Source organism: Aquabacterium sp. OR-4, from assembly GCF_025290835.2.
Classification (GTDB): Bacteria; Pseudomonadota; Gammaproteobacteria; order Burkholderiales; family Burkholderiaceae_C; genus Pseudaquabacterium.
This window is the reverse complement of the sequence record NZ_JAOCQD020000004.1, coordinates 492718-506093: the sequence shown is the minus strand read 5'-3', so window position 1 is coordinate 506093 and position 13376 is coordinate 492718. Positions and strand designations below refer to the sequence as shown.

The following is a 13376-nucleotide window of genomic DNA, read 5'->3' as shown; positions in this document are numbered from 1 at the left end:
GGCAACACCGGCAGGATGCGCTGGACCGCCTGGCGCTGGCAGCGCATGCGGCAAGGCGCACGGCCGGGCCAGCGGCCGGCCCCGGCGCCGCCCCGGCCGGCCAGCGCCGCCGATCCGGCCGCCGCCCGGCGCGAAGCCGAGGCCAGCCGCTGGCTGCTGCGCCTGGCCCAGCCCTGGCCGCAGGTGTTTGGCGCCGCCGAGGCGGCCGCGGTGCCGGGCGTCAGCTTCACCGGCCTGGTGTTCGATGGCCAGGGCCCGCTGCGGCTGGAAGGCCAGGCGGCCGACCCGGCCGCGGCCCTGGCCGCGGCGCAGGCCCTGCGCAGCAACAGCAGCGGTGACGCTGCGCCCAGTGCCTGGCAGGGCGTGACGCTGTCGCGTCTGGACAGCATGCCCGGTGGCCAGCGCTTCGAGATCCTGGCGCAGGCGCAGGCGCAGGCGCAGGCGCTGGCACCGGCCACGGCCATGCCGGCACCGGCCCGATGAGCGGTTTCGTGGCCACGCTGCCAGGCTTGCTGCAGCGCGCACTGCGGTGGCGCTGGCCCATCCACCTGCCCATTCACCTGCACTGGCGGCGCCCCGGCGTGCTGCCCGGTGCCGCGGGCTGCCTGGCCCTGCTGGTGGCGGCCTGGCTGGCCTTGCTGCTGGCGCCGCGCTGGCGGGCCGAGGCGGCGGTGGCCGGCCAGGCGTTGACGCTGCGGGCCCGCCAGGCCCAACCGGCCGCCACGGTGCCGCCGCCACCCGGCCCCGCGCAGCGCCTGCACGAGGCCCTGCCGCCCGCGGCGCTGGCGGCGCAGCGCCTGACCGGCCTGCTGGCGCTGGCCCAGCGCCATGGCCTGGCCGTGGGCAGCGTGCACCAGGCGCCGCTGCTGCGCGGCGATGGCCTGCACAGCGTGCCGATGGTCTGGCGCGCCCAGGGCCGCTATGCCGATGTGCGTGGCTTCGTGGCTGCCGCCCTGCAAGCCGATCCGGCCCTGGTGCTCGAGCAGATGCGCCTGGGCCGCGCCGGGCCGGCCGCGGCGATGCTGGAAGTCGATCTGCATTGGCAGATGCTGCAGCGCGCGGCCATGGCGCCCGATGGTGTGGCCGGCACCGGGGTGGCGCCATGAGGCCCGTGCTGTGGCTGGCGCTGGCCGCCAGCGTGGCTGCCACCGCCTGGCTGGCCAGTCAGCCTGAAGCCGACGCCGCCGACCAGGCCACCGAGGCCGACGAGGCTGCGCAAGGGGCCGCGCAAGGGGCCGCCGTGCTGCCTCTGGCGCCGCGGCGGTTGGGGGCGGGGCCGGCCTCGGGCGCCGGCGCCAACGCGGCGCCGGTGGGCGGTGCTGCGCCGGTCGCCGCCGGCTTGCCTGCGCGCGCTGCCGACTGGCCGGCGCCCGAGCCCAGCGCCTTGCAGGCCTGGGGTGCGGCGCCTGCGCCAGCGCCCTCGCCCTCGCCCTCGCCCGCCGCCGTGGCGGCGGCACGGCGCAGCGCCGGCGACAGCCCCGCGCCGCTGCGCGCGCCGGCGTTTGCGTACCAGTGGATCGGCACGCTCGACGACGAGCGCGGCCAGCAGGTGCTGCTGGGCGGGCCGCTGCGCAGCGCGGCCGTGCGTCCTGGCCAGGTGCTGGATGGGCAATGGCGCATCGACGCCGTGCGCCATGGCCGGCTCGACCTCACCTGGCTGCCCGGCAACCAGGGGGTCAGCGTGCGCGCCGAGTCCACGGCCCGCCGCGGCGCCAACCCTTCCGACCACCACGACGACAACCCCGGGCCCGACTCATGAGCCGTGATCCTTCCAGGCGACCACCGCTGCAGCCGCAGCCGCAGCCGCAGCCGCGTCTTGCCGCGGCCGCCCTGGCCAGCCTGGCCTGTGCCGTCTGGCTGGCCGGCTGCGCCACGCCGGCCATCGACGAGGCCGACCGCCTGGCCCGCGCCGGCCGCTACGAAGACGCCTACCTCCAGCTCGACCAGGCGCTGCGCGCGCGCCCCGACGACGGCGCGCTGCGCACCGCCCACGCCCGCCAGCGCGACCGCGTGGTGGTGCTGCTGCTGGCGCAGTGCGAGCTGGCCCTGGCTGCCGGCCGGGTGGACGAAGCCGAGCGCCTGGTGGCGCGTGCAAGTACCCTCGACGCCCAGCAGCCGCGCCTGCCGGCTTTGCAGCTGCAACTGGTGCAGGCGCGGCGCGAGCAGCAGCGCCAGAGCGAGGCCGCCCTGGCCGCGGCCGACGCCGCACGCCGCGCCAGCCTGGCGCCACCCGCGCCGCCGCCGCTGCCGGCGGCACTGGCCGCGGCCTACCAGAAGCCGGTGGCGCTGGAGTTTCGCGAGGCGCCGCTGCGCCAGGTGTTCGAGACCCTGGCACGCGCCAGCGGCGTGAACTTCGTGTTCGACAAGGACGTGCGTGGCGATGCCAAGGTCACGGTGTTTCTGCGCAACGTGTCGCTCGACGAGGCCATGCGCGTGGTGCTGGCCACCCAGGCGCTCGACCGCAAGCTGCTCAACGACAGCACGGTGCTGATCTACCCCAACACCGTCGCCAAGCAGCGCGAGCACCAGGAGCTGGTGACGCGCAGCCTGTACCTGCGCAATGCCGATGCCCGGCAAGTGCTGGCCCTGGTGCGCACCATGACCAAGACCCGCGACCTGCATGCCGACGAGCGCCTGAACGCCCTGGTGCTGCGCGACACGCCCGAGGTGGTGCGCCAGGCCGAGCAGCTGATTGCCACGCTCGATCTGCCCGAACCCGAGGTGCTGCTGGCGGTGGAGGTGATGGAGGTGGCCAGCAACCAGCTCGCCAGCCTGGGCCTGAGCTGGCCCACCTCGGTGCAGTACGGCCTGCCGGGCGTCAGCGGCCAGGTGGCGCTGGGCGAGCACGCCAGCTTTCGCGGCACCGTGGCCAACCCGGCGCTGCTGGCCACGCTGAGGGGCGAGTACGGCAACACCAACCTGCTGGCCAATCCCACCATCCGCGCGCGCAACCGCGAGAAGGCCAAGGTGCAGATCGGCGACAAGCTGCCGGTGTTCAGCACCACCCAGGTGGTCAACGGCAGCGTCAGCACCTCGGTGGCCGTGACCTATGTCGACGTGGGCCTGAAGCTCGATGTCGAGCCCACCATCCAGCTCGACAACGAGGTCACGATCAAGGTGGCGCTGGATGTCACCAACCTCGTGCGCGAGGTCACCGGCCCCAGCGGCGCCACCGCCTACCAGGTGGGCCAGCGATTGACCACCACCACGCTGCGCCTGAAGGACGGCGAGACCCAGGTGCTGGCCGGCCTGATCAGCGACGAAGACCGCCGCACCGCCACCGGCCTGCCCGGGCTCACGCAGATGCCGGTGCTGGGCCGGCTGTTCGGCGTGCATGGCGACACGCGCAACAAGAACGAGGTGGTGATGCTGATCACCCCGCGCATCGTGCGCCGGCTCGAGACGCCATCGGTGGCGGCGGCCACGCTGGTGTCGGGCACCGACAGCCAGCCCGGTGCCCAGAGCCTGCGCCTGGCCAGCACGGCCCGGGTCAGCGTGGCCGATCGCCGTGGCGCGCCGGCCGCGGCAGCGCCACCGGCCGCCGACGCCGGGCCCGCAGCCGCGCTGTCGTCCCCGGCTGCGGCCCTGCTGCAGATCCGCGCCACGCGCCAGGCGCGCGTGGGCGACACGGTGTCGGTGACCCTGGCCAACCGCAGCACCAGCGAGCTGAGCGGCGAGCTGCAGTTCGATGCCGACACCCTGCAGCTGGCCTCGGCCGCCAGTGGCGCGGGTGCCGGCCGCATGGCCTTCACGCTGGCCCCGGGCGGCGAGACCGTGCTCGTGCTGCGGGTGCTGCCCGCGGCAGCCGGGCAGACGCTCGGCCTGCAGCTTGCGGGCCTGGCGGCCAGCGGCGGCGCCGAGGTGGCGGTCGACGGCCAGACCGAGATCGAGGTCGGCGATGCGGCCCAGGCGCCACCGCCGCCTGGCGCCGGCCCGGGCCAGCGCGCGCCATGACCGCCCGTGCGCAGGCGCGCGCTGCAGGCGGCGCACGGAGCGGCGGTCGCGGCTTCACGCTGATCGAGATGCTGGTGGTGCTGGTCATCGTCGGCGTGCTGGCCGGCGCCGCGCTGCCGCTGCACGAACTGGTGGCCCGCCGCACCCGCGAGGCGCAGCTGCGCGAAGGGCTGCGCAGCATTCGCACCGCGCTCGATGCGCACCGCGCCGCGGTGGCGGCCCGGCGCATTGCCGCCGGGCGCGATGGCACGCCCTGGCCGGCCACGCTGGATGTGCTGGAGCGCGGCGTGCCCCTGCTCGACGAAGAAGGCCGGCCGCGCGAAGGCGCCCGCCTGTACCTGCTGCGCCGCCTGCCGCGCGACCCCTTTGCCGACGCGGCGCTGCCGGCCGCCGCCACCTGGGCGGTGCGCGCCAGCACCCAGGCGCCCGGCCAGTACGGTGGTGGCGCCGATGTGTTCGACGTGGCGCCACGCAGCGCCGGCCGTGCGCTCGACGGCAGCCGCTACCAGGATTGGTGAGGCCACTGCCCATGCCCGCCCAGCCCATGGCCCACCTGCCAGGCCGGCGCCGGCCCCGGCCCCGGCCATGCCGCGGCGGCTTCACGCTGATCGAGCTGATCGTGGTGATGGCCATCGTGGCCCTGCTGGCCAGCATTGCCGCGCCGCGCTACCTGCGCAGCGTCGACCAGGCACGCGAGAACAGCCTGCGCAGCTCGCTGGCCGTGATGCGCCAGGCCATCGACCAGTTTGCCGCCGACCGGGGGCGCTATCCGGTCAGCCTGCAGGAGCTGGTGGGCCAGCGCTACCTGCGCCAGCTGCCCGAAGACCCGCTGACCGGCCGGCGCGACAGCTGGGTGAGCCTGGCGCCGCCGCCCGACGATGTGCTGGGCGCCTCGTTCGGCAGCACCGCCGCGCCGCCCGGTGTGGCCGGTGCGGCCAGTGGCCAGGCCGACACGGCGGCCGCCGGCGTGTGGGATGTGCGCTCGGGCGCCGCCGGCCGGGCCCGCAGCGGAGAGCTCTATGCCGACTGGTGAGCGGCCAGTGGCACCGCCGCGGCGCGGCTTCACCTACCTGGTGCTGCTGTTTGTGCTGGCCCTGGGCGCGGCCGGCCTGGGCGGCCTGGCCACGCAGTGGCAGGCTGCCGGCCAGCGCGAGCGCGAGGCCGAGCTGCTGTTTCGCGGCAGCCAGATCGCCCAGGCCCTGGGCCGCTATGCCGCCGCCACGCCGGCCGGGCAGCCGCGCGCGCCGCAGGGCCTGGACGAGCTGCTGGACGACCGGCGCAGCACCCCGCCGCAGCAGCACCTGCGACGCCTGTATGCCGACCCCTTCAGCGGCCACGCCGATTGGGTGCTGCTGCGCGACGCCCAGGGCGGCATCGTGGGCCTGCACAGCCGCGCCACGCAGCGCGCCTGGCGTCGCCACGCGCTGCCGGTGGCCATGCCGGGCCGCCAGCCGGCCAGCGTGGGCGACTGGCACTTCTTGACCGACCACAGCCCCCAGACCGCGGCGCCGCCGCCCACCGAGGGCGCACCCGATCCTTCGGGGCGGCCGGGCGAGGCCGAAGCCGCGGCCGAGGCCGAGGCCGGCAACGATCAGAACCCGAGGAGGACACCTTGACCCCGAACCCATCCACCACGCCGTCGCCCTGGTTGCCGGCGGGGCACCCTGGCGCTCCGCCATCGCAGCCGCTGCTCGACCTGCAATCGCTGGACGGCGAGCAGGCGCTGGGTCTGATGCGGCTGCTGGAAGGCGCGCCCAGCGTGCAGCGCCGCCACCAGTTCTTTGTCTGGACGCAAAGCCAGATGCAGCCGCTGGTGCCGCACCAGCTGCTGGTGTGCGGCGCCTGGCAGCGCCAGCGCCGTGCGGTGGTCCTGGATGCCTTCCACAGCGTGGTGCTGCCGGCGCCGGCCATCGAGCACCTGACCGATGCCAACGGCCCGTTGGTGGCCGCGCTGGCCGCGCATTGGGTCGAGGGCCGCGGCCGCGCGCGGGCGCTGCCGCTGAGCCAGCTCAGCGGCAGTGCGCGCCTGGCCGCCGAGCCGCTGCAGGCCGTGCTGGGCGACAGCCACCTGCTGGTGCACGGCGTGGCGCGGCCGCAGCGGCCGACCGAGATCGAGAGCCTGTTCGTCATCGGCGGCCTGGGCGGGCTGGGTGCGCCGGGGCTCACGCTGGCGCAGCGCTGTGGCTGGCTGGATGTGGTGCTGCCCTTTCTGCACAGCACCTGGCTGCGCGTGACGGCCACCGAGCTGGATCTGCAGCGGCCCGGTGGCCCGGGATCGCCGGCCGCGCCGGACAAGGCGCGCACGGCCGCGGCCAGTGCACCGCGCGGCAGTGTCACCGAACGTGAGCGGCAGATCCTGAGCTGGGTGCAGGAAGGCAAGAGCAACCACCAGATCGCCACCGTGCTGGGCATCAGCCCGCTCACCGTGAAGAACCATGTGCAGAAGATCCTGCGCAAGCTGGGCGCCAGCAACCGGGCGCAGGCGGTGTCGCGGGCCATGGCGCTGGGCGCCCTGCCACCGCCCGAACGCCGCCACGAGGCCGACGAGGGCTGAGCGCCGTGCTGGCGATCCACCCGTTGGGCGCCCCCTTGCCGCGGCCGCTGCAGGCCTTGCGCCAGGCTGGGCATGAGCCGATCGGCTCATGTACGGCCCCTGCTGTCGTCACCCTCGCTGCCTACATTGGCGGGCTCGCCGCAGCCCTGGCCCGTGGGTGGCGGTTTCTTGTCCCGAGTTGTTCCGGAGTCGTCTGCATGATTCGCGTCCGTTCCCGTGCCGCCCGCGCCGTCTCGCGCGCACTGGCAGCCCTGCTTGTCACCGCCTGCCCGCTGGCAGCGCATGCCTGGTGGAACGCCGATTTCAAGCAGCGCACCACCGTGACGCTGAACACCGGCGCCGCCGGCATCACCACCACCGAGGCGCTGAGCGGCGTGGCCGTGCCGGTGCGCCTGCACTCGGGCAACTTCGACTTCGTCGGCGCCAAGCCCGACGGCAGCGATGTGCGTGTGCTGGCCGGCGACGACAAGACCCCGCTGAAGTTCGCCATCGAGCGCTGGGACAGCACCGGCGAGATGGCCGTGGTCTGGGTGCAGTTGCCCACCGTGGCGCCGGGCTCCGACAAGAACCAGCTCTTCGTCTACGCCGGCAACGCCAAGGCCGCGGCCGAGCCCGCCGCCGCGGTGGCCGACAGCGGTGCGCAGCTCACGCTGCATTTCGAGCAGAGCGACGGCTCGCTGCGCGACGCTGGCGGCGCCTCGCTCACCGCCAGCGGCCCGCTGGCCAGCGAGGTCAACGGCCTGATCGGTGCCAGCGGCCGCTTCGACGGCACGCAGATGGTGGAACTGCCGGCCGCCGACCGCCTGACCGCCGGCCCGGGCGCGCCCTATGCGCTGAGCCTATGGATCAAGCCCCAGGCCGCGACCGGCACGCTGTTCTCGCAAGGGCCGCTGAGCCTGTCGCTCGACGCGGGCAAGGCCAGGCTGCAGCTCGGCCCGCTGAGCCTGTCGGGGGGTGATTTGCCGCCCTCGGCCTGGGCCCAGATCGCCGTGGTGCAGGCTGGCGGCAAGCTGACGCTGTATGTCAACGGCCAGCAGGCCGCCCAGGCGCCGCTGCCGGCGCCGGCGCCCACCATCGAGGGCCCGGTGCGCATCGGCCAGGGCTACAACGGCCTGATCGACGAGCTGCAGCTGGCCACGGCCGCGCGCAGTGCCGACTGGATCAAGTTCAGCCGCGCGGCCCAGGGCGCCGACGCCAAGCTGGTGGCCACGCAGCTGCAGCAAGAGGGCGAAGACAGTGCCGAGGGCGCAGGCCATGGCGGCTACTTCGGCGTGCTGTGGAAGAACCTCACCATCGACGCGCTGGTGGTGATCTGGCTGTGTGCGCTGCTGTTCGTGGTGGCCGTGATCGTGATGGTCAGCAAGCTGCGCCTGGTGCACACCCAGGACCGCGGCAACAACGCCTTTCTCGCCGCCTTTCGCGCCGGGCGCGAGGTGCTGGCCGTGGGCGGTGCGCAGGCGCACCCCGGCTCGTCGCTGGCGCGCCTGTACGACGTGGGCGTGCAGCAGCTCAAGAAGCGCCAGATCGGCGAGCCCGGCGGCTCGGCGGTCAGCGGGGCCATGCTCAATGCGGTGAGCGCCGCGGTGCATGCCGATCTGGTGCGCGAGAACCAGCGCCTCAATTCGGCCATGGTGTGGCTCACCATCGCCATCTCGGGCGGCCCCTTCCTGGGCCTGCTGGGCACGGTGGTGGGCGTGATGATCACCTTTGCGGCCATTGCCGCGGCGGGCGACGTCAACGTCAACGCCATCGCTCCCGGCATCGCAGCGGCGCTGATGGCCACCGTGGCCGGCCTGGGCGTGGCCATCCCGGCGCTGTTTGGCTACAACTACCTGTCGGCGCGCATCAAGAACATCTCGGCCGACATGCAGATCTTCGTCGACGAGTTCTCCACCCGCGTGGCCGAACAGTTCGGCGACAGCGCCCCGCGCCGCTGAGGCCCCGCCGTGTCGGCCGACATCAAGGGCGACAACCAGCCCTATGACGACATCAACATCACGCCGATGCTCGACCTGGCGTATGTGCTGCTGGTCACCTTCATCATCCTGACCACCGCCTCGGTGCAGGGCGTGCGCGTGCAGTCGCCTGAGACCCGCGCCACCAGCAACCTGGCCAAGCCGCAGACCCGCGCGATCACCGTCACCGCCGACGGCTCGGTGTTTCTCGATGCCTTTCCGGTCACGCCCGAGCAGCTGGTGTCGTTGCTGGGCCAGTACAAGGCCGCCAACCCCAACCTGCCGGTGGTGGTGAAGGGCGATGCCGCGGCGCCCTTCGAGAAGGTGCGCGAGGTGCTGGCCACGCTGAAGAAGCTGGACATCGGTGAAGTCGGCATTGTCACCAAGCGCGCCGGCTGAGCGACTCGGCGCCGCCACAGTCAGCCGTCCTACCTGAACCCACGCCGGTGCCGCCATGCATGTCCAGCAAGACGCCCAACCATACGACACCATCAACGTCACGCCGATGCTCGATCTGGCCTACGTGCTGCTGGTGGTGTTCATCCTGATGACCACCGCCTCGGTGCAGGGCCTGCCGATCAGCCTGCCCAAGCCGTCGGCCACGCCCAGCACCGAGCGCCATCCGGTGCATGTGCTGCGCATCGCCGCCGATGGCAGTGCCCTGCTCGACGGCACGCCGCGCAGCGACGCGCAGCTGCTCACCGAGCTGACATCCATCCGCGCGCGCGACGCCAAGTCGACCATCGTGGTGCAGGGCGACGACCGGGCGCGCTTCCACCGCGTGGTGGCCATGATCGACCTGTGCGGCGAGGCCGAGGTGTCGATGAGTCTGGCCACCGCGCGCATCGGCTTCTAGCAACAAGCACGCGCCGCCCTCCCCCATGAACCGACATCCAAGCCCCGCCCGTGGCCCGGCCGCGCGCGCCGCCACCCTGCTGCTGGCCAGCGCTGTGCTGCTGCTGGCCGGCTGCGATCAGGCGCCCGAGAAGGCGCGCAAGACCGCCCAGGTCAAGCTGCTGCCCGACACACCGCCACCGCCACCGCCGCCACCCAAGGTCGAAGACCGCCCGCCGCCCAAGCCCGATGCCAAGCCGACGCCGGCCGATGTGCCCAAGCCGGCCGAGGCGCCGCCGCAGGCCGCGGCACTGAAGAGCGACGAGGTGGCCGGCAACGGCCCGGGCAACGGCCTAACCGCCGGTGCCGTGACGCAGGACTACGCCGGCGAGAAGATCGGCGCCGCGGCCACGGTGGGAGGCAACGGCGGCGGCGACAGCAGTGTCAACCGCCTGGCCTACACCGCCTATGCCAACGCCACCACCAAGGCCCTCAACGAGTTCCTGGCGCGCGACAAGGCCGTCAAGCAGCGCGACTATCAGGTGCACGTGGCCTTGTGGCTGAGCGCCAGCGGCGGCCTGCAGCGCGTGGAGCTGACCGACAGCAGCGGTGATGCCGACACCGACGAGGCCCTGCGGGCCGCGCTGGCCCGCTTTCCGGGCAGCGCCAACACACCACCGCCGCCGCGGCTGCCGCAACCGCTGCGCCTGCGCGTCTCCAACCGAATGATGGGATGAGCTGATGTTCCGACGACCCCCGACGCGCGCCGCGCTGTCTCTGGCCGCCGCCGTGGTGTTGCTGCCCCTGACCGCCCAGGCGCAAACCGCCCCGTCCCCCGCAGGCGCAGGCGCAAGTGCCGAGCGTGAATCGCTCGAAGCCTTGCGCCAGACCACGCTGGCGCTGATCGACGCCCTGGTGCAGAGCGGCACGCTCAGCCGCGACAAGGCCGATGCCCTGCTGGCCGATGCGCGCCGCCGCGCCCAGGCGGTGCCGGCCGGCACCGCCGCGCCCGCCTGGGGCGATGCGCCACGCGCCGCCGCGGCCGCCGCGGCCGCCGATGTGGCCCCGGTGGTGCGTGTGCCCTATGTGCCGCAGCTGGTGCGCGACCAGATCCGCAACGAGCTGCGCGAAGAGATCGTGGCCCGCGCGCGCATGGAGCGCTGGGGCGTGCCCAACGCCACGGCGGAATGGACGGATCGCATCGCCATCGAGGGCGACCTTCGGGTGCGTGGCCAGGGCGACCGGCAGGACGCCGGCAACACCACGCCCGAGGTATTTTTGAGCCGCTCGCTCAGCGGCACGACCCGCGCGCCCGACCTGGCAGCAGGCAACTCGGTGGGACTGGCCACCGCCAACACGCTGGAAGACCGCGACCGCCTGCGCCTGCGCGCCCGCCTGGCCGTGAACGCCAAGGTGGCCGACAACGTGACCGCAGGGCTGCGCCTGGCCACCGGCAGTGCGGCCGACCGTGTCTCCACCCACCAGACCCTGGGTCAGAACTTCAACCGCTACGCCTTCTTGCTGGACCGCGCCTTCATCAAGTTCGACGCGGCCGAATGGGCGAGCCTGAGTGCCGGCCGGATCGCGAATCCCTGGTTCGCCACCGATCTGGTGTGGAGCGAGAACCTCAATTTCGAGGGCGTGGCCGGGAGTTTCAAATGGCCGGTGGCGGCCAATGCAGACTGGCAGCCTTTTGCAACGCTGGGCTACTTTCCCGTGCGCGAGTCGGCTCCGCCCAAGCGTGGCCGCAGCATCTCGGGCGTTCAGGTGGGTGTGCAATGGGAGGCGAGTGCGCGCACGCGCCTGAAGCTGGGCGCTGCGCAATACCTCTACTCGGGTTTCAGTGGTCGGGTCGATCCCGACTACGACATTGTCAGCGGCGCCGGCCGCAGCTATGGCCAGTACGAGTACGAGGCCGGGCTGCGCCAGCGCGGCAACAGCCTGTTCCTGACCAACAACGCCTACGAGCTGGCCGCCGGGCTCACGCCCGACAAGGCCCGGTGGGGCCTGGGGATGAACTTCCGGCCGCTGGTGTTCACCGCCGCGGCCGAGTTCTCGCACTTTGCGCCCACGGTGGTGGGCTTGTCGGGCGAAGTGGTGGTGAACCGCGCCTTCAATCTCTACGAAGCCTATTCACGCAGCGGCGTGTGGTTCAACGACGCACGGCGGGTCGGCGCCGGTCTGCGTGCCACGGTGGGTGCGCAAAGCGTGCGCAACACCGGCGATTGGCAGGTGAGCGTGGGCTACCGCTGGCTGGGCAGCGACGCCGTGCCCGATGCCTTCGTCGACAGCGATCTGGGCGGTGGCGGCACCAACATCCAGGGCTACAGCCTGGGCCTGCAGTACGGCCTGGCGCGCGACACCGGCCTGGGTGTGCGCTGGCTGTCGGCCCGCACCCTCTCGTCGCCCACCGTGGTGTACGGCAGCACCGACAAGTACGGACTCAGCATCCTGCAGGTGGATCTGAATGTGCGCTTCTGAGCATCGCCCGGGCCCGGGTTGCGGCGCCGGCCCACGTTTCGGCGCCGGCCCTCGCGCTGGCCGCCTGGCCGCCATCGCGCTGCTGTGCCTGCTGGCGGCCGGCACCGCCCAGGCGCAGTCCACCAGCCGCGAGCAAGAGCAGTTGCGGCGCTTGCGCCAGCAGGTGCAGCAACTGCAGCAGCAGCAGGGCACCGAGCAGGAAAACGCACGCAAGGCCGGCGCCGAGGCCGGGGCGGCCAAGAGCCAGCTCGACGGCGCCCAGGCCGAGCTGAAGCGCCTGCGCGGCCAGGTCGGCGGCCACACGCGTGCGCTGGCCCAGGCGCAGCAGGCACAGGAGGCCTTGCGCCAGGCGCAGGCGGCGCTGCAGGCCAGGCTCGACAGCGCCCTGGCCGAGCTGGCGCAGGCCACGCAGAGCGGCCAGCAGCAGCGCGGGCAGATCGGCGAGCTGCAGCGCCAGCAGACGCAGGAGCGCGGCGCCGCCGCCGAGCTGCTGGCCCGCCATCAGCGCCAGGCCCAGGGCCTGCAGATGTGCATGGCCAGCAACCAGGCCCTGCGCCAGCTGGGCGACGAGCTGCTGCAGCGCTACATCGCGAAGGGTCATGCCGAGGTGGCGGCGCAGGACGAGATCTTCATCCAGACCCGCCGCGTGGCGCTGGAGAACCTGGTGCAGGGCTATGAAGACAAGCTCGACCGCCAGACGCTCAAGGCCATGGCGGGTGCTGCGGCCGTGGAGGCGCCCCGTGCGCCGTGATCGGGCCTGCACCTCGCGGCTGCATGCACACCGCCGGCTCGCGCTTGCGCGGGCGTCTGCCTGCCTGCTGGCGGCGCTGTGCGGGCTGAACCTGCCGGGCGCCGCCCGCGCCCAGGATGCCGATCCGGCCCTGGCCGGCTTCGCGCGCGCGCGGGCCAGCGCACCGCGCGGCGTACCGGTGCCGGCGCTGGAGTGGGCGCAACGCCTGGCCACGCCCTCCACACTGGGCCCCGTGCCGCTGAGTGCGGCCGATCGCGCCCTGCTGGCGGCCGCTCAGGCGGGCCGTTGGGCCGAATGCCAGGCCCTGATCAACGGCAGCAAGAGCGAGCCGGCCGGCCGCGCCAGCGCCACGGCCCGCGACGAGACCGGCAGCCATGCCCTGCCGCTGGCCGCCCGTGCCGGACAGGATGAGCTGGTGCGCAGCCTGCTGCGCCAGGGCGCCGAGATCGACCGCCACGGCAGTGACGGGCTGCCCGCGCTGGCAGCCGCCGCGCTGGCCGGGCAGCGCAGCACCGTGCGCCTGCTGCTGCGCGCCGGTGCCGATGTCGCGCGCTGGAGCAGTGGTGGCCAGACTGCCCTGCACCTGGCCAGCGTGGCGGGCCGCCTGGAGGTGATTGACGACCTGCTGCGTGCCGGTGTGCCGGTGGATCTGTTGAACCGCCAGCGCGAGACCGCGCTGGACGTGGCCAGTGCCGCCAATCAGGTGGACGCCATGGGCCGCTTGCTCGAAGCCGGTGCAGACACGCACAAGGCCGGGGCGCGTTGACCTGGCTTGCACGGGGCATGAGCCGAACGGGGCAGACCGTTCGGCTCATGCGATGCCGCAGGCCGCGTCACGCCCGTCACA

15 protein-coding genes are annotated in these 13376 nt (G+C 73.6%); all 15 read left to right on the top strand.

The genetic code is table 11. The features are described from left to right. Positions 1–15 precede the first annotated feature (15 nt). The 15 genes from N4G63_RS27480 (at position 16) to N4G63_RS27410 (ending at position 13295) form a co-directional block, all read left to right on the top strand. Positions 16–483 carry a hypothetical protein gene (locus N4G63_RS27480; protein WP_314600487.1) on the top strand — a complete coding sequence of 156 codons (468 nt, stop codon included), beginning with the start codon at positions 16–18 and terminating at the stop codon, positions 481–483. Further along, positions 480–1106 carry a hypothetical protein gene (locus tag N4G63_RS27475; protein ID WP_314600486.1) on the top strand — a complete coding sequence of 209 codons (627 nt, stop codon included), beginning with the start codon at positions 480–482 and terminating at the stop codon, positions 1104–1106. Before N4G63_RS27480 ends, N4G63_RS27475 begins: the two co-directional genes overlap by 4 nt. Beyond that, the gene (locus N4G63_RS27470) at positions 1103–1759 is read left to right on the top strand and encodes a hypothetical protein (RefSeq protein WP_314600485.1); all 657 of its coding nucleotides are present in this window, start codon (positions 1103–1105) and stop codon (positions 1757–1759) included. The genes N4G63_RS27475 and N4G63_RS27470 overlap by 4 nt, the downstream gene beginning before the upstream one ends. Then, on the top strand, positions 1756–3954 hold the full coding sequence (locus tag N4G63_RS27465) for a secretin GspD/PilQ domain-containing protein (RefSeq protein WP_314600484.1): 2199 nt from the start codon (positions 1756–1758) through the stop codon (positions 3952–3954). Before N4G63_RS27470 ends, N4G63_RS27465 begins: the two co-directional genes overlap by 4 nt. Continuing rightward, positions 3951–4472: a prepilin-type N-terminal cleavage/methylation domain-containing protein gene (locus N4G63_RS27460; RefSeq protein WP_314600483.1), complete on the top strand. Its 522-nt coding sequence runs from the start codon at positions 3951–3953 to the stop codon at positions 4470–4472. Before N4G63_RS27465 ends, N4G63_RS27460 begins: the two co-directional genes overlap by 4 nt. Before the next feature lie 26 nt (positions 4473–4498). Next, positions 4499–4987 (top strand): type II secretion system protein, encoded by a 489-nt coding sequence (locus tag N4G63_RS27455; RefSeq protein ID WP_314600806.1) that lies wholly within the window; start codon positions 4499–4501, stop codon positions 4985–4987. Next, the gene (locus tag N4G63_RS27450) at positions 4974–5570 is read left to right on the top strand and encodes a type II secretion system protein (RefSeq protein WP_314600482.1); all 597 of its coding nucleotides are present in this window, start codon (positions 4974–4976) and stop codon (positions 5568–5570) included. Before N4G63_RS27455 ends, N4G63_RS27450 begins: the two co-directional genes overlap by 14 nt. Then, entirely contained in the window at positions 5567–6508 is a 942-nt protein-coding gene (locus N4G63_RS27445; RefSeq protein ID WP_314600481.1) for a LuxR C-terminal-related transcriptional regulator, read from the top strand. The genes N4G63_RS27450 and N4G63_RS27445 overlap by 4 nt, the downstream gene beginning before the upstream one ends. A 197-nt stretch (positions 6509–6705) precedes the next feature. After that, positions 6706–8445, top strand: a complete 1740-nt coding sequence (locus tag N4G63_RS27440; RefSeq protein ID WP_314600480.1) for a DUF2341 domain-containing protein — start codon at positions 6706–6708, stop codon at positions 8443–8445. 9 nt (positions 8446–8454) lie between these two features. Next, positions 8455–8862, top strand: coding sequence for an ExbD/TolR family protein (locus N4G63_RS27435; protein WP_314600479.1), 408 nt, complete (start codon positions 8455–8457; stop codon positions 8860–8862). A 55-nt stretch (positions 8863–8917) separates the two neighbouring features. Then, on the top strand, positions 8918–9319 hold the full coding sequence (locus N4G63_RS27430) for an ExbD/TolR family protein (RefSeq protein WP_314600478.1): 402 nt from the start codon (positions 8918–8920) through the stop codon (positions 9317–9319). Positions 9320–9344: 25 nt separating this feature from the next. Next, positions 9345–10034, top strand: coding sequence for a TonB C-terminal domain-containing protein (locus N4G63_RS27425; RefSeq protein WP_260791362.1), 690 nt, complete (start codon positions 9345–9347; stop codon positions 10032–10034). Positions 10035–10038: 4 nt separating this feature from the next. After that, a complete protein-coding gene (locus N4G63_RS27420; RefSeq protein WP_260791360.1) occupies positions 10039–11778 on the top strand; it encodes a putative porin in 1740 nt (579 codons plus the stop codon). Next, on the top strand, positions 11765–12529 hold the full coding sequence (locus N4G63_RS27415; protein WP_260791358.1) for a hypothetical protein: 765 nt from the start codon (positions 11765–11767) through the stop codon (positions 12527–12529). Before N4G63_RS27420 ends, N4G63_RS27415 begins: the two co-directional genes overlap by 14 nt. Next, on the top strand, positions 12519–13295 hold the full coding sequence (locus tag N4G63_RS27410) for an ankyrin repeat domain-containing protein (protein ID WP_260791356.1): 777 nt from the start codon (positions 12519–12521) through the stop codon (positions 13293–13295). Before N4G63_RS27415 ends, N4G63_RS27410 begins: the two co-directional genes overlap by 11 nt. Positions 13296–13376 lie beyond the last annotated feature (81 nt).